The sequence below is a fragment of the Vibrio sp. 10N.247.311.14 genome (assembly GCF_041467715.1).
In the GTDB taxonomy this organism is placed as follows: domain Bacteria; phylum Pseudomonadota; class Gammaproteobacteria; order Enterobacterales; family Vibrionaceae; genus Vibrio; species Vibrio crassostreae_C.
In genome coordinates this window covers 40225-56285 of record NZ_JBFSVE010000035.1, presented here as the reverse complement: position 1 = coordinate 56285, position 16061 = coordinate 40225, and the positions used below count along the sequence as shown (strand labels likewise).

The 16061-nt window shown below is 45.3% G+C and carries 14 protein-coding genes and 1 tRNA gene; 1 reads left to right on the top strand and 14 read right to left on the bottom strand.

The features are described from left to right. Nucleotides 1-103 precede the first annotated feature (103 nt). The 6 genes from AB6F11_RS14020 to pncC form a co-directional block, all read right to left on the bottom strand. A tRNA-Ser gene (locus AB6F11_RS14020) sits at nt 104-196 on the bottom strand. A gap of 474 nt (nt 197-670) precedes the next feature. Beyond that, nucleotides 671-868, bottom strand: a complete 198-nt coding sequence (gene csrA, locus AB6F11_RS14015) for a carbon storage regulator CsrA (RefSeq protein ID WP_004415691.1) — start codon at nt 866-868, stop codon at nt 671-673. Between the two features lie 92 nt (nt 869-960). Then, the gene (locus AB6F11_RS14010; RefSeq protein ID WP_017063224.1) at nt 961-2142 is read right to left on the bottom strand and encodes an aspartate kinase; all 1182 of its coding nucleotides are present in this window, start codon (nt 2140-2142) and stop codon (nt 961-963) included. Between the two features lie 220 nt (nt 2143-2362). Next, entirely contained in the window at nt 2363-4945 is a 2583-nt protein-coding gene (gene alaS, locus AB6F11_RS14005; protein ID WP_017059024.1) for an alanine--tRNA ligase, read from the bottom strand. 332 nt (nt 4946-5277) lie between these two features. Next, the gene (gene recA, locus AB6F11_RS14000) at nt 5278-6318 is read right to left on the bottom strand and encodes a recombinase RecA (RefSeq protein ID WP_017056586.1); all 1041 of its coding nucleotides are present in this window, start codon (nt 6316-6318) and stop codon (nt 5278-5280) included. A gap of 139 nt (nt 6319-6457) precedes the next feature. Next, the gene (gene pncC, locus AB6F11_RS13995) at nt 6458-6952 is read right to left on the bottom strand and encodes a nicotinamide-nucleotide amidase (protein ID WP_029235458.1); all 495 of its coding nucleotides are present in this window, start codon (nt 6950-6952) and stop codon (nt 6458-6460) included. Between the two features lie 124 nt (nt 6953-7076). Between pncC and mutS the strand changes: the two genes are divergently transcribed. Then, the gene (mutS, locus tag AB6F11_RS13990; protein WP_017059026.1) at nt 7077-9638 is read left to right on the top strand and encodes a DNA mismatch repair protein MutS; all 2562 of its coding nucleotides are present in this window, start codon (nt 7077-7079) and stop codon (nt 9636-9638) included. 140 nt (nt 9639-9778) lie between these two features. Here the strand turns inward: mutS and rpoS are convergent, their stop codons facing one another. The 8 genes from rpoS to ftsB all read right to left on the bottom strand — a co-directional run bounded on the left by rpoS (nt 9779) and on the right by ftsB (nt 15793). Further along, a complete protein-coding gene (gene rpoS / locus AB6F11_RS13985) occupies nt 9779-10759 on the bottom strand; it encodes an RNA polymerase sigma factor RpoS (protein WP_017059027.1) in 981 nt (326 codons plus the stop codon). Nucleotides 10760-10857: 98 nt separating this feature from the next. Further along, entirely contained in the window at nt 10858-11772 is a 915-nt protein-coding gene (gene nlpD, locus AB6F11_RS13980) for a murein hydrolase activator NlpD (protein ID WP_102394111.1), read from the bottom strand. Nucleotides 11773-11807: 35 nt separating this feature from the next. Then, entirely contained in the window at nt 11808-12434 is a 627-nt protein-coding gene (locus tag AB6F11_RS13975; RefSeq protein ID WP_017633213.1) for a protein-L-isoaspartate(D-aspartate) O-methyltransferase, read from the bottom strand. Next, nucleotides 12435-13178 (bottom strand): 5'/3'-nucleotidase SurE, encoded by a 744-nt coding sequence (gene surE, locus AB6F11_RS13970; RefSeq protein ID WP_102394112.1) that lies wholly within the window; start codon nt 13176-13178, stop codon nt 12435-12437. A gap of 81 nt (nt 13179-13259) precedes the next feature. Further along, entirely contained in the window at nt 13260-14306 is a 1047-nt protein-coding gene (truD, locus tag AB6F11_RS13965; protein WP_102394113.1) for a tRNA pseudouridine(13) synthase TruD, read from the bottom strand. 22 nt (nt 14307-14328) lie between these two features. Continuing rightward, nucleotides 14329-14808 (bottom strand): 2-C-methyl-D-erythritol 2,4-cyclodiphosphate synthase, encoded by a 480-nt coding sequence (gene ispF / locus AB6F11_RS13960; RefSeq protein ID WP_017067356.1) that lies wholly within the window; start codon nt 14806-14808, stop codon nt 14329-14331. Between the two features lie 2 nt (nt 14809-14810). Beyond that, the gene (gene ispD / locus AB6F11_RS13955; protein WP_102333131.1) at nt 14811-15512 is read right to left on the bottom strand and encodes a 2-C-methyl-D-erythritol 4-phosphate cytidylyltransferase; all 702 of its coding nucleotides are present in this window, start codon (nt 15510-15512) and stop codon (nt 14811-14813) included. Beyond that, complete coding sequence (gene ftsB / locus AB6F11_RS13950) at nt 15512-15793, bottom strand: cell division protein FtsB (protein WP_010435786.1); 282 nt, start codon at nt 15791-15793, stop codon at nt 15512-15514. The genes ispD and ftsB overlap by 1 nt, the downstream gene beginning before the upstream one ends. Nucleotides 15794-16061 lie beyond the last annotated feature (268 nt).

Here is a 16061-nt window from a genome sequence, read left to right as displayed (position 1 = left end):
TTCGAACCTCCGACCGCCTGGTTCGTAGCCAGGTACTCTATCCAGCTGAGCTAAGGACGCACATTTACATTGTCTAAATTGCTAATTTTAGACTCGCAAGAAATGGCGGTGAGGGAGGGATTCGAACCCTCGATGCAGCTACAAACCACATACTCCCTTAGCAGGGGAGCGCCTTCGGCCTCTCGGCCACCTCACCGTCTTGCGGAGGCACATATTACGTTTTACCGAAAATATGTCAAACACTTTATTGAAAAAAATTGGACAAAAACACTCAACCGTTTGCTATTTAATCAAAGCGCTTGCAAATTGAACTTATAAGATTCAAATCGCGCTTTTTCCCTTAAAAATTAAGGTGAAAGATTGGCAATAATAAACAGCCGAAAACAATTATCTAACTTCTCCAGCAGCAAGTGCTACCGCTGATGGCACAATACTACGGGATGCGTATTTTCGCCATAGGGGAAGCGAATAAATCTTGAGTTTTGCCAAACAAAATACAGAGCAACAGTTCTGTTCAACCTTGTCTGTATCTCGCAGCATCACAAAGCATTCACTTCACCACTTTGAGACCGATCCGTTATCCAACCCATCTATGTCCCAATCAGTGTTTCGGTTCCCCAAGATCAAAAAAGGCTAGCAACAATGCTAGCCTCTTCTCTACGCAAAAGTATTAGTAGTTGCCAGATGCAACGTTACCATTACCTTTTTCAGCTTGAATGCGCATGTAGATCTCTTCACGGTGAACAGATACTTCTTTAGGTGCGTTAACACCGATACGTACTTGGTTACCTTTAACGCCTAGTACAGTAACTGTTACTTCATCACCAATCATCAGTGTTTCGCCAACGCGGCGAGTCAAAATTAGCATTCTTTGCTCCTTGAGTAATCTCTAAATTTATCTAGCTACGAGAGCATTATCCAACAAAAGTTATATTTTCGTAAACTATCGATTGAGTTTATTTAACCAAAATGCACTTCTTTTTTAGGATAACCCTGTGTTTCACGCGCTACGATGTATGCATTGTGTAATATGTTAGCAGCCATATCGACTTGCGTTGGTGATATCACCAAAGTTAAAGACTGCTGCTGCAATAAGTGATGCTGTACATCAATTTCGCCTTCAGACAACAATCCATGTGAACTGACCACAATTTCTTGTGTTCGGCTTCCTACCACAGTTAACAAACTAACCTGTTCACTATTACGGATTTTCTCAGCAAAAACTAGTTTTAATTTGGCACTTATGTCTTGTTTAATAATGAGTGCTGCCCGTTCTGTTTCCTCGATCACACTACAGACTTCGATCCCCAACAGTTGGCAATGTGAAATGAAAGACGGTAAATCTTCATTCAAACACTCGATACGCACCATATCTCTTTGGATGGCGATGCCAGCAATATCATTCAAACACTGATTACCCGCGATCAATGTGCCCTCGCCTTGTTCAAAGCTTGAAAGCACTCGCAATGACACGTTGTGCTGCCATGCATACTGAACACAAGGAAGGTGCAATACCTTAGCGCCTCGGCGAGCCATCTCTTCCATAGAAGGAAAGTCTAAAGTATCTAATTTCTGAGATTGTTTTACGACTCTAGGGTCACAAGAGTAAACACCATCTACATCAGTATAGATCTGGCATTCTTTCGCCTGCAAGGCACCTGCAAGCGCGACCGCTGTAGTATCTGAACCACCGCGGCCTAATGTCGTGATATCACCTTTCGCATTGAATCCTTGAAAGCCTGCAACAATAACAATCTGGTTGTCATCTAGCAGAGCTTGAATCGGAGCAGTATCAATACGCTCAATCGCTGCATTATTATGATTAGAATCCGTGTGTATCTTGGCTTGATAGCCAGTCATCGATGTCGCTTCATAACCTAACTTGTGTAACGTCATTGCTAACAAGGCCATGGAAACTTGCTCGCCAGCCGTTAACAACACATCCAGTTCTCTAGCGTTTGGTACGCTATCAACTTGCGTGGCTAAATTAACTAACCGATTTGTTTCACCAGACATAGCAGAAACGACAACCACGATCTGGTTCCCTTCATTTTTCGCTTCAATGATTTTTTCTGCTACATGATGGATTCGTTCAATTGAACCCACCGACGTTCCACCAAATTTCTGCACGATAAGAGGCATTTTCACCCGTCCTCACCTTCCCAAGACCAATGTCTATATATGACAAAAAAACACATACTCCGCGTCAGGGCGAAGCAATAAAAAATTAACCAAGGAGTCTAACGCCACCATTAGACTTCTTGGTTAATCTCAATCAAACCTTGTTTAAACACACTTCCAATAGGCAAAATAAAAGATGCCCAATCAACTGATTGGGCATCTTTGTATCAATTACTTAAGCTTAAAGACGCTCTTCTAGCCAAGTACGCACAGATTTAAGCGCTTCTGGAAGTGCTGCAACGTCTGTACCGCCCGCTTGAGCCATATCTGGACGACCGCCGCCTTTACCGCCAACTTGCTCAGCAACCATCTTGACGAGATCACCCGCTTTTACTTTGCCGATTAGGTCTTTGGTTACACCAGCAATCAAGCCAACTTTACCGTCTGCTACGTTCGCGATCAGGATGATGCCGCTACCTACTTGGTTTTTAGCGTTATCAACCATAGTACGTAGGTTCTTGTTGTCTGCGCCTTCAATTGCAGCAACCAAAACTTTAGTACCAGAGATGTCTTCTACTTTGCCCATGATGTTTGCGCTTTCTGCAGCAGCCATCTTTTCTTTAAGCAGTTGGATTTCTTTCTCTAGCGATTTCGCTTTCTTAGCTGACTCAGCCAGTTTCTCTTCGTAAGCGTTAGCTTGAGCTTCTACTGCATCTAGTGCAGCTTCACCTGTTACCGCTTCAATACGACGAATACCCGCAGCAATACCACCTTCAGAAGTGATCTTGAATAGACCGATATCACCCGTGTTGCTTGCGTGGATACCACCACAAAGTTCAGTAGAGAAATCGCCCATAGATAGAACGCGAACTTCATCATCGTACTTCTCGCCAAACAGTGCCATTGCACCTTTTTCTTTCGCTGACTCGATGTCCATGATGTTCGTTTCAATCACATGGTTCTTACGAACTTGTGCGTTAACTAGACGCTCTACTTCTTTAATCTGTGCTGGTGTTACCGCTTCAAGGTTAGAGAAGTCAAAACGTAGGTTGTCTGGCTTAACTAAAGAACCTTTCTGAGCAACGTGCTCACCTAGCACTTCGCGCAATGCAGAGTGAAGTAAGTGAGTGGCAGAGTGGTTTAGTGAGATAGCAGCTCGACGCTCAGCGTCAACCGTTGCTTCTACTTTATCGCCCTTAGCAAATACACCTTCAACTAGCTCACCGTGGTGCGCAAATGCGTTACCTAGCTTCTGAGTGTCTTGTACTTTGAAAAGACCCGACGCTGTTTTTAGTGTACCAGCATCACCACATTGACCGCCTGACTCAGCGTAGAATGGTGTCTCTTCAAGGATGATGATTGCTTTGTCGCCAGCCGATAGTGAAGATACTTCTTCGCCGTCAACGAATAGCGCAGAGATTTCACCAGCACCTTCAGTTGCTGTGTAACCACAGAACTCAGTATTGGTGTCTACTTTGATTGTCGCGTTGTAATCCGTGCCGAATTGGCCAGCTTCACGTGCACGCTTACGCTGTGCTTCCATCGCCTTCTCAAAGCCTTCTTCATCGATAGTAAAATCGCGTTCGCGAGCTACATCGTTAGTAAGGTCAGCTGGGAAGCCGTATGTATCGTAAAGTTTGAAAACTGTTTCGCCGTCAAGCTCTTTGCCTTCAAGTGCATCTAGTGCGTCATTAAGAATAACCATGCCGCGCTCTAGCGTACGACCAAAGTTCTCTTCCTCAATGCGAAGTACTTTTTCAACCAGCTCTTGCTGTTTCTTAAGTTCATCTGCCGCAGAGCCCATCACTTCAGCCAGTACGCCCACAAGTTTGTGGAAGAACACGCCTTGTGCGCCAAGCTTGTTACCGTGACGAACTGCACGACGGATGATACGACGTAGAACGTAGCCACGACCTTCGTTTGAAGGCATAACACCGTCAGCAATTAGGAATGAACAAGAACGGATGTGGTCAGCAATAACGCGTAGCGATTGGTTAGATAGATCGTCATGACCAACAACTTCCGCAGTCGCTTTGATTAGCTTTTGGAATACATCAATTTCGTAGTTAGAGTGAACGCCCTGCATGATTGCAGAAATACGCTCAATACCCATACCTGTATCTACAGCAGGCTTAGGTAGCGGTTCCATTGTGCCGTCAGCGTGACGGTTGAACTGCATGAATACGTTGTTCCAGATCTCGATGAAACGGTCACCATCTTCTTCAGGTGTACCAGGACGGCCGCCCCAGATGTGCTCACCGTGATCGTAGAAGATTTCAGTACATGGACCACAAGGACCTGTGTCACCCATCGTCCAGAAGTTATCAGACTCGAACTGTTTACCGCCTTCTTTGTCGCCAATGCGAACGATACGGTCAGCAGGAACACCTACTTTCTTGTTCCAGATATCGAATGCTTCATCATCTGTCTCGTATACCGTTACCAGTAGACGATCTTTTGGCAGTTGAAGAGTTTCAGTCAGGAATTCCCAAGCAAATCCAATCGCTTCTTCTTTGAAGTAGTCGCCAAAGCTGAAGTTGCCTAGCATTTCGAAGAACGTGTGGTGACGAGCCGTGAAACCTACGTTTTCAAGGTCATTGTGTTTACCACCCGCACGTACACAACGCTGAGCCGTAGTTGCTCGAGTGTAGGCACGCTTTTCGGCGCCTAAGAAGCAATCTTTGAATTGGTTCATACCTGCGTTAGTGAATAGCAGGGTTGGATCGTTATGTGGAACTAACGATGAACTGTCTACGATTTGGTGTTCTTTGCTCTCAAAGAACTTAAGGAACGCGTTGCGAACCTCATCAGTGCTCATGTACATGCAGCTCTTCCTGAAAATAGTCGAGTTAGAATTTTGCCGTATTGTAGATCATGGTTAAGGCTTCGACTAGTTTTCTTGTAGAAAAGACACCCTTGGGCAGGATTTTAGTGGGAATTCGATAAAATGAAGAATATTCCACTATATCTTGCCGTGGAAAAGCAGAACTAAATTGACGACCTAGTACCGAAGAAACTCAGTCAACGAAAGAGATTTGACCAAAGACATGCTCGACGGAGCAGATCCAATAAAAAAGCCCCGCATAAAATATGCGAGGCTTTAAATTCTTTCAAAGCGGATGCTTCTTTCAAACATCCACTCTATAAAACGTGAGCTTATAGCTCTTCGTTTTCTTCTTCTTTCTCTACGTCTTTCTCTTCAAGAACAGCAGGAGTCAGTAGTAACTCACGAAGTTTAGTATCGATCTCTAGAGCAACTTCTGGGTTTTCACGTAGGTATTTACCAGCGTTAGCTTTACCTTGGCCGATCTTATCGCCTTTGTAGCTGTACCAAGCGCCTGCTTTTTCTACTAGCTTATTCTTAACACCTAAGTCGATAAGCTCACCTTCGCGGTTGAAGCCTTTACCGTAAAGGATTTGAGTCTCAGCTTGTTTGAATGGTGCAGCAATCTTGTTCTTAACGACCTTGATACGAGTTTCGTTACCAACAACTTCATCACCATCTTTAATCGCACCAGTACGGCGAATATCAAGACGAACAGATGCGTAGAACTTAAGTGCGTTACCACCTGTTGTTGTTTCTGGGTTACCGAACATCACACCAATTTTCATACGAATTTGGTTAATGAAGATAGCCATACAGTTAGACTGCTTAAGGTTACCCGTCAGCTTACGCATTGCTTGAGAAAGCATACGAGCCTGAAGACCCATGTGGCTGTCGCCCATTTCGCCTTCGATTTCTGCTTTTGGTGTTAGGGCTGCTACTGAGTCAATAACAAGAACGTCGATTGCACCTGAACGAGCCAGTGCATCACAGATTTCCAGCGCTTGCTCACCAGTATCTGGTTGAGAAACAAGAAGTGCATCGATATCAACACCAAGCTTTTGAGCGTAGATAGGGTCTAGTGCGTGCTCCGCATCAACGAATGCACACGTCTTTCCCACTTTCTGTGCTGCAGCAATAAGCTCAAGCGTTAGCGTTGTTTTACCTGATGATTCTGGACCGTAAACTTCTACGATACGTCCCATCGGTAGGCCACCAGCACCTAGTGCGATATCTAGAGATAGAGAACCTGTAGAAATAGTTTCTACGTCCATTGTGCGGTTATCACCAAGACGCATGATAGAACCTTTACCAAATTGCTTTTCAATCTGACCAAGGGCTGCGGCTAACGCTTTTTGTTTATTCTCGTCCATTTCTATCTCCACATAATCGGTTGTCTCAACAAGCGATCTAGAATCTATTTCTAACCCACATAGGGGTGACTAATTGGCTTTCATTATACTGTTGATTCATACAGTGTCTATACCTGTATGAAAATAATTTGTACAAATGTTACTTACCTTCCATTGATAGGTAATCATAAATAACTTGCAGGGCATGGTGCGTGGCTTGTTGGCGTACTTGTGATCTGTCGCCTGTAAATACATGCGTTTCTACTTTATCCCAGCCATTTAGCGCTTTCCACGCGAAGCATACTGTACCAACAGGCTTATCTTCGGTCGCGCCACCTGGGCCAGCGATGCCACTGATTGATACAGAGATCGTCCCGTTTGAATGTTGCAATGCCCCGCTCGCCATTTCTATTACGACAGGCTCACTCACGGCGCCGAACTCCATTAAGGTTTTAAGCTGTACACCGATCATCTCTTGTTTGGCTTCATTGCTGTACGTAACAAAAGCGCGATCAAACCATCCAGAGCTGCCCGCAATATCGGTGACTGCACTCGCGACACCTCCGCCAGTGCAAGATTCAGCCGTCACTAACACGTGTTTGTGTTTAGCGAGTAAATGTCCAAGCTGCTCACTAAGGTCTTGAGTCATCTGCATCATCTGCTTCCCTTTATTTACTGTCATATCATTTGGATTCGCATCTTTTCGCATCAGCCGCTTTTCGCACGAAACGCTTTCACGTATCCTAAGCCGCAATAGAAATAAACGAAAGAAGTTAACTGTGAAAGCCGATCAAAAACATACTCCCATGATGCAGCAGTATCTAAAACTGAAAGCAGAAAACCCAGAAATTCTGCTGTTCTACCGCATGGGCGATTTCTACGAGCTTTTCTACGATGACGCTAAAAAAGCCTCTCAACTCCTCGATATTTCACTGACTAAGCGTGGCTCATCAAATGGTGAACCGATTCCGATGGCAGGTGTTCCATACCATGCGGTTGAAGGATACCTTGCAAAGTTAGTGCAACTTGGTGAGTCCGTAGCCATTTGTGAACAGATTGGTAATCCAGCACTTTCAAAAGGCCCTGTTGAGCGCGCAGTAGTGCGTATCGTGACACCGGGTACCGTAACCGACGAAGCCTTGCTTTCTGAACGCGTTGATAACCTAATTGCAGCCATTTATCACCACAACGGTAAATTCGGTTATGCGACACTTGATATTACCTCTGGCCGATTCCAACTTTGCGAGCCAGAAACAGAAGAAGCGATGGCCGCTGAGCTACAAAGAACCTCTCCGCGTGAGCTGCTGTTCCCTGAAGATTTCGAACCCGTCGATTTAATGGCAAGCCGTAATGGCAACCGCCGCCGCCCTGTATGGGAATTTGAATTAGACACCGCTAAGCAGCAATTGAATAAGCAGTTTGGTACTCGCGATCTGGTTGGCTTTGGCGTAGAAAGCGCGAAACTGGGTCTATGTGCGGCTGGTTGTTTGATCCAATACGTGAAAGATACCCAACGTACTGCCCTCCCTCATATCCGTTCACTCACGATGGATAAACAAGATCACTCGGTGATCCTTGATGCTGCAACTCGTCGTAATTTGGAGATCACGCAAAATCTTGGGGGTGGTACTGATAACACCCTTGCCGAAGTACTTGATCACACTGCGACAGCAATGGGTAGCCGTATGCTTAAGCGTTGGTTACATCAACCAATGCGCAATATATCTGCACTCGATCAGCGCTTAGATGCAATTGGTGAAATGAAAGATTTGGCTCTATTCACAGAACTACAGCCAACCTTAAAACAGATTGGTGATATCGAACGTATTCTCGCTCGATTAGCACTTCGCTCTGCTCGCCCTCGCGATATGGCGCGTCTTCGCCAAGCAATGGAATATTTGCCAGAGCTTGCTGAAACACTGACGCAACTGAAGCACCCATACCTAACTCAACTTGCTCAATATGCTTCTCCTGTGGATGAGGTTTCTGAGCTGCTTGAACGTGCAATCAAAGAGAACCCACCGGTGGTTATCCGTGACGGTGGTGTGATTGCAGAAGGCTACAATGCCGAGTTAGACGAATGGCGCGACCTTGCAGCAGGCGCAACTGAATTTCTTGATAAGCTTGAGCAAGAAGAGCGTGAACGTCATGGCATCGACACGCTAAAAGTTGGCTACAACAACGTACATGGTTTCTTCATTCAAGTAAGCCGTGGGCAAAGCCATCTTGTGCCGCCACACTATGTTCGTCGTCAAACGCTGAAAAATGCTGAGCGTTACATCATTCCTGAGCTAAAAGAGCACGAAGACAAAGTACTTAACTCTAAGTCGAAAGCACTCGCTATCGAGAAACAGCTGTGGGAAGAGTTGTTTGACTTACTACTGCCGTATCTAGAGCGCCTACAAAATATCGCCTCTTCAGTATCTCAGCTTGATGTTCTACAGAACTTGGCTGAGCGTGCAGATACCCTTGATTACTGTCGTCCAACCATGACAGAGTCTGCTGGCGTACAAATTCAGGCCGGTCGTCACCCTGTTGTTGAACAAGTGATGGACGAACCTTTCATTGCTAACCCTATCGACCTGAATGATCAACGTAAGATGCTGATCATCACGGGTCCCAACATGGGTGGTAAATCGACCTACATGCGCCAAACGGCACTCATCGCATTGATGGCTCATATCGGTTGTTATGTTCCTGCAGAAAGCGCAACCATCGGCTCTATCGACCGTATCTTTACGCGTATTGGCGCATCCGATGATTTGGCTTCTGGCCGTTCAACCTTCATGGTTGAGATGACAGAAACCGCAAATATCCTGCACAATGCAACACCAAACAGCCTTGTGCTAATGGATGAAATCGGTCGTGGTACCAGTACTTACGATGGCCTGTCTCTGGCTTGGGCAAGTGCAGAGTGGCTAGCCAATCAAATCAATGCGATGACACTGTTTGCAACGCACTACTTTGAGCTAACTGAACTACCTAACCAACTTCCAACTTTAGCAAACGTACACTTAGATGCGGTTGAGCATGGTGATAGCATTGCCTTTATGCACGCAGTTCAAGAAGGTGCTGCAAGTAAATCTTATGGTCTAGCGGTTGCAGGTTTAGCTGGCGTACCGAAAGCAGTGATCAAGAATGCTCGTGCGAAGCTGACTCAGTTAGAAGCGTTAAGTATGGAGTCGCCAACATCGAAGCCAAGCGGTGTCGATATCGCAAACCAACTGAGCCTGATCCCAGAACCGAGTGAAGTAGAGCAAGCGCTAGCGAATGTTGATCCTGATGATCTAACTCCTCGCCAAGCATTAGAAGAACTTTACCGCTTGAAGAAGCTGCTTTAGTTTCTTACCAAGTAGCTTGTTATGGCCGTACTGCTATTTTGATTAGACGGCATGAAATACCAAAGCCACAAACAAAAAAACGCTGACTTAAAGTCAGCGTTTTTATTTGTCTTCTATTTAGAGAAGCATCATCCGTTCAATTAGTCGTTTTCTACGTTGAACAGGTTTTCCATATTCAGACCTTGCTTGATAAGAATCTCACGTAGACGGCGAAGACCTTCAACTTGGATTTGACGAACACGTTCACGAGTCAGGCTGATTTCGCGGCCCACTTCTTCTAATGTTGACGGTTCATAACCCAGTAGTCCAAAGCGACGCGCAAGCACCTCTTTCTGCTTAGGATTCAGCTCATCAAGCCAGAAAATCAACGAGTTCTTGATATCGCTATCTTGAGTTGAAACCTCAGGATCTGAATTATTGATGTCTGGAATAATATCCAACAGCGCTTTCTCACCGTCACCACCAATTGGCGTATCAACAGAGCTCACTCTTTCGTTTAGACGAAGCATCTTGCTCACATCACCAACCGGCTTATCTAGCTTAGAAGCAATTTCTTCTGCCGTTGGTTCATGGTCAAGCTTTTGTGATAGCTCTCTTGCAGTACGTAGGTAGATGTTCAGCTCTTTCACAACATGGATTGGCAAACGGATAGTGCGAGTCTGATTCATTAACGCACGTTCAATGGTTTGACGAATCCACCATGTCGCGTAAGTTGAGAAGCGGAAGCCACGCTCTGGATCAAACTTCTCTACGGCGCGAATCAAACCTAGGTTGCCTTCTTCGATTAGATCGAGAAGTGCAAGGCCGCGGTTGCTATAACGACGTGAAATTTTTACCACTAAACGCAGGTTACTTTCGATCATGCGTTTACGTGCTGCTTCATCACCGCGTAGAGCTCGACGTGCATATAGCACTTCTTCTTCAGCGGTTAGTAGTGGTGAGAAACCAATTTCGCCTAAGTAGAGTTGAGTGGCATCTAAACTTTTAGACGTAACTTCAACTTCTTCTTTCGCTTCAGTTTTCTTAGTGACTGTTCGTTTTGCTTTTCCAAGAGCTTCCGGTTCCGTGGTTGCTTGGTCAAGATCGAACTCTTCTTTGGTTACTGCATTGCTTATACTCATAACGCCTCCCCCTGGCGAAATTAGCATGACATTACAACTTCATATGTCGCTAAATGACTATGTCACTCCATACAATACGTAATTTTTGCATATTGTATTTAAGGTAAATATCGTTTTGGATTAACGGACTTACCTTGGTAACGAATCTCAAAGTGCAGCCTAACACTGCTGGCTCCAGAGCTTCCCATTGTTGCAATCTTCTGCCCTGGTTTCACACTTTGCCCTTCAGATACTAATAGTCGGTCGTTGTGCGCGTATGCACTTAAGTAATTATCATTGTGCTTCACAATCACTAGATTGCCGTAGCCTCGTAGTGCATTACCCGAATAAACAACCGTTCCCCCTGCAGTAGATACTATTGGCTGACCTCGCTGTCCTGCTATGTCTATGCCTTTATTTCCTTGTTCGCCTACAGAGAAACTCTTGATTACTCTCCCTTTAGTTGGCCATAACCATTTGGATACTTTATCACTTGTTGGTTTGGTGGGCGGTGTAACATTCTGTTTACCTTTAGAACCAACATACTCCTTTGATTTGGATTGTTCAACCTTCTTTGGTGGATCTTTTTTCACCACTTTGGTGGTAGTTTGAGCTGGAGCCGGTTTAGAGTTTTTGCTCTTTTGTGGTGTGGTTTTCGGTTTACTTGCCGCAGATGACGTTGTCGATGCCGCGACAGGCGCAGCAACTGCTGCTGCCGCTACCGTTGATTTACCATACGCTGGCGCATTGTAGCTAGGACGCCACAACTTAAGCTTCTGCCCGGGGTGGATAGTATAAGGCGCAGACAATTTGTTGTAGCTGACGAGGTCATTGACGTCTTTATTGGTCACATAAGCGATGAAATAAAGCGTATCGCCTTTTTTCACTTCATAGTAACTGCCGCGATAACTACCACGATCAATCGATGAGTATTTCTTGTTAAGGCTTGAAACCGGCGCAGGCGAATTCGCTGCACACCCAACAAGGGCACAGCTAAGCAGTAAAGTACTTCCTTTAAACAACTTCGAACGCATCGACTCTCTATCCACCTACACCATTAATCTTGTTATTAAGCTAGTTCACCAGGAACAAGAGGTACAAATCTCACCATTTCGATAACACTCGACAAAAATTCATCGCCGTGACGAACGATCTTCAACAGTTGTTGTTCATCATCCCCAACAGGAATCAGTAAACGACCACCATCTTTCAGCTGTTGCAGAAGCGCTTGAGGAATCGACTCTGCAGCAGCGGTAACAATAATCGCATCAAAAGGCGCCTTTGAAGACCACCCTTGCCAACCATCACCATGCTTAGTTGAAATATTGTAGAAATCGAGTTGCTTCAACCTACGCTTAGCATCCCATTGTAGCGACTTTATTCTTTCAACCGAATAGACATGATCAACAAGCTGAGCCAATACTGCGGTTTGGTAACCAGAACCCGTTCCAATCTCCAAAACGCGGCTATCTTGTTGTAACTCAAGTAACTCTGTCATTTTAGCAACAATATATGGTTGCGAGATGGTTTGCCCCTGTCCGATCGGCAGCGCATTATTATCATAAGCTTGATGGTACATCGCCTGTGATAAAAAGCTCTCTCTCGGCAGTTGGTAAATCGCATCAAGAACCTTTTGGTCTCGGATACCATTTTCAATCAGAAAAGTAACTAAGCGCTCGGCTTGTGGATTGCTCACTTACTTCTCCCCTAACCATGTTGTCATCGCACCTAACGACTCGTGCGCCGTCAGATCAACTTGTAACGGTGTTACCGATACAAAGCCATGTTCGATTGCGTAAAAATCGGTACCTTCGCCAGCATCTTGCTCTTTACCCGGAGGACCAAGCCAATAGATATCATGACCACGAGGGTCTTTTTGCTTAATCATATCTTCGGCATGGTGACGAGCACCGAGGCGCGTAACTTGAGTACCAGAGAGTTGTTCTAAAGCCAAATCAGGCACATTGACGTTTAACAGGCGATTAGTTGGGATTGGGTTGACTAAATGTTGTTCGACGATACGACGAGCAATCGCTGCCGCTGTCTTAAAATGTTTTTTACCCACCAATGAAAATGCCACCGATTGAACGCCTAAGAAATGCCCTTCCATTGCGGCTGCGACTGTGCCTGAATAAAGCACATCGTCACCAAGGTTAGCACCGTGATTAATACCCGTTAAAACCAGATCGGGCATATCGTTCTTGAGCAGTTCATTTAACGCAAAATGCACACAGTCGGTCGGCGTGCCTTGTACCGAGTAGGTATTTTCTGCAATTTCTTGAACGCGCAAAGGTTGTTCTAAAGTTAATGAATTTGAAGCACCTGAGCGATTTCGGTCAGGTGCCACAATGATAACGTCAGCAAGATCACGTAATTCATTTGCTAGCTCATGAATACCTTGAGCGTGCACACCATCATCATTGCTGAGTAAAATCTTCATCTTGTATCCTTTCTTTTGTTCCCATGCTAAGCCAAGTCACTTAAATTCCAATATCAAGTGACTCAGCTCCAAGCAGAATCGTTATTGCTCGTAGGTTCTCTCTACGTGTACTTCTTCAACCAACTCTCGAACGATAGCGGTTGCGAAACAACCTGCGTCTAGAGAGAACTTAAGAGTGACATTATCTTCGTTCACTTCCCAAGTTAAATCGGTTGGTTTTAACGATGCTTCACGACGGTCATGGCGCATGCGGTTACCGCGAATCAGCGCCATTAGGTCAGGTTCAGAATCAAGATGTTTTTGCTCTAACGCTTGAGACTCATCAATCGTTGGTAAGGCATTATCGCCAGCCAAAGCAACAGTTATCAAAGCAGAACCGTTCGCAATGTCTTGGTTTACAGCTTCAATGTTGTCTGCTGTTACTGCCAGTTGAGCGCCGTCTTTCATGACAATATCGCCAACCAATGCCGATGCAAACGCATCTTGCTCAATACGGTCCGACAGGATCAGGTTGTAAATCCACGAGCGAGCCGCAGAAAGGTACAAGCTGCGCTTATTCTGGTTACGAGTACGAACGTTATCACGGCCCCAACGACGAGCTTCAGATAAGTTGTTACCTTCATTACCAAAACGCTGAGCACCGAAGTAATTTGGCACACCGACTTGAGCGACTTTTTCCAAACGTTTTACGACATCATCACAGTCTGTTACTTCAGACAAAGTCAGCTCGAATTGGTTGCCAACTAAATCACCCGGACGTAACTTTTTGTTGTGTCTTGCTGTCGCCAAGATCTCAATGCTTGGGTACTGTGCTAAGAACCCTGAAAAGTCAGGCTCACCTTTTGGTAGGTGTACACTCAACCACTGCTCTGTCACAGCGTGGCGGTCTTTCAAACCCGCCCAGCTCACGTCTTTCGACTTAACACCGCAAGCTTTAGCCAGCTCATTGGCCACGAAGCTCGTGTTCTCACCCGTTTTACGGATGCGAACCATGAGATGCTCGCCTTCGCCGGTAAATTCAAAACCCAAGTCTTCATTAACGACAAAGTGTTCGGCTTTTGCTTTTAGTTTTGCTTTCGCAGTTGGTTTACCGTTTAGATAAGCCAATGAAGATAAAATATCTGACATGCTGTTCTTTTCGTGTTGGTGCTTACGCACTTTTGGTAATTAGGACCACCGCTTCACATGCGATGCCCTCTTTGCGACCTGTAAAACCTAAACGCTCTGTGGTCGTCGCTTTTACATTCACATTACTGATGCTGGTTTCTAAGTCTTGTGCAATAGCTTGGCACATAGAGTCTATATGAGGCGCCATTTTTGGTGCTTGCGCCATGATAGTAATATCGGCATTACCAATCACGTAGCCTTGCTCTTTTACTCGACGATAAACATCTTTCAATAGCTCACGGCTATCCGCACCTTTCCATTCGTCATCAGTGTCTGGGAAATGACGTCCAATATCACCCGCAGCAATCGCACCTAATAGAGCGTCACATAACGCATGTAGGGCAACATCACCGTCTGAGTGTGCAATAAGACCTTGTTCATAAGGGACGCTCACGCCACCAATAATTACCGGGCCTTCACCACCAAACTTATGTACATCAAAGCCATGGCCAATACGAATCATCATTATTCCTTATTCTGACTTAAATAGAACTCAGCGAGCGCTAAATCTTCTGGCTGAGTAATCTTAAAATTATCTGAACGCCCAGCGATTAATGCGGGCGATAAACCTTTCCACTCAAAGGCTGAAGCTTCATCGGTAATTGAAACACCTTGTTGAAGCGCCTCACTTAATGTATTCCAGAGAGGTTCTGCTCTAAACATTTGCGGCGTCAGTGCGTGCCATAGATCAGCTCGTTCAACGGTATGCTCAATCTGCCCTTGGGCACCTCGCTTCATCGTGTCACGAACGGGCGCGGCCAAAATAGCCCCGACATCGTGGTTCATCGCGCCTGAAATCAACTTATCGATGTCACCCAACTGGACACAAGGTCTTGCAGCATCGTGCACCATTACCCACTCACCGAGCTGTTGCTCTGCAATGTAATCTAAAGCAGAGAGTACGGAGTCCGCTCTTTCGCTTCCACCCGACACTCTGATCACTTGTGGGTTCTGATTTAGAGCAAGCTCTGGGTAGTATGGGTCATCATCGCTAATCGCGACGATAATTTGAGAGACTTGTGGATGAGACAATAATTTATCTACGGTGTGCTCTAAAATCGTTGAGCCGTTAATCTTGAGATATTGCTTAGGGCGGTCTGCCTTCATTCGGCTACCGACGCCCGCCGCAGGTACAACGGCAATCACGCTTTGAAGTTGAGTCGACATTAATGGGATTCCTCACCAATGATGCGATAAAACGTTTCACCTTCTTTGACCATTCCAAGTTCATGACGTGCGCGTTCTTCTATCGCGTCTAAGCCTTGGCGTAGATCGTCAATTTCAGCAAACATTTCTGCATTTCGAATATGCAGCTTTTCATTTACTTGCTGTTGAACTTGGATTTCGTTGTTCACACCGTAGTAATCAGAGATACCATTTTTACCGAGCCACAGTGTGTGTTGTAGCCAGCCAAACACTATGAGCAGTACTAAAGCAAAAATTCGCATAACACCTTTCGCCGGTTGAAAAAGAAGGAACTAGAATAAGGCACATATATACCATAATGAGCTTATTGGTGCGAGATATGTGGTGTCAGGGAATCAATAAGTCGGGGAGTCATTGTCAGGAAAACAATGAGATTCCCTACTCCTTCCTTCGTCAGTCTAGGGAATGACGAACTTTATATGTGACAAGGAGGAGCTTTAGAGCCTAGAGCTTCTTTCATTCAGTTTTCTACAGACAAAAAAATGCCCCGCATAAGCGAGGCATTCAAAA

What these genes read in the sequence shown, in the direction of transcription:
- alaS (WP_017059024.1), bottom strand. Translation starts at nt 4,945, where the DNA reads ATGTACATGAGCACTGATGAGGTTCGCAACGCGTTCCTTAAGTTCTTT.
- ftsB (WP_010435786.1), bottom strand. Translation starts at nt 15,793, where the DNA reads ATGCGAATTTTTGCTTTAGTACTGCTCATAGTGTTTGGCTGGCTACAA.
- ispD (WP_102333131.1), bottom strand. Translation starts at nt 15,512, where the DNA reads ATGTCGACTCAACTTCAAAGCGTGATTGCCGTTGTACCTGCGGCGGGC.
- AB6F11_RS14010 (WP_017063224.1), bottom strand. Translation starts at nt 2,142, where the DNA reads ATGCCTCTTATCGTGCAGAAATTTGGTGGAACGTCGGTGGGTTCAATT.
- csrA (WP_004415691.1), bottom strand. Translation starts at nt 868, where the DNA reads ATGCTAATTTTGACTCGCCGCGTTGGCGAAACACTGATGATTGGTGAT.
- pncC (WP_029235458.1), bottom strand. Translation starts at nt 6,952, where the DNA reads ATGCAGATGACTCAAGACCTTAGTGAGCAGCTTGGACATTTACTCGCT.
- truD (WP_102394113.1), bottom strand. Translation starts at nt 14,306, where the DNA reads ATGTCAGATATTTTATCTTCATTGGCTTATCTAAACGGTAAACCAACT.
- surE (WP_102394112.1), bottom strand. Translation starts at nt 13,178, where the DNA reads ATGAAGATTTTACTCAGCAATGATGATGGTGTGCACGCTCAAGGTATT.
- rpoS (WP_017059027.1), bottom strand. Translation starts at nt 10,759, where the DNA reads ATGAGTATAAGCAATGCAGTAACCAAAGAAGAGTTCGATCTTGACCAA.
- recA (WP_017056586.1), bottom strand. Translation starts at nt 6,318, where the DNA reads ATGGACGAGAATAAACAAAAAGCGTTAGCCGCAGCCCTTGGTCAGATT.
- nlpD (WP_102394111.1), bottom strand. Translation starts at nt 11,772, where the DNA reads ATGCGTTCGAAGTTGTTTAAAGGAAGTACTTTACTGCTTAGCTGTGCC.
- ispF (WP_017067356.1), bottom strand. Translation starts at nt 14,808, where the DNA reads ATGATTCGTATTGGCCATGGCTTTGATGTACATAAGTTTGGTGGTGAA.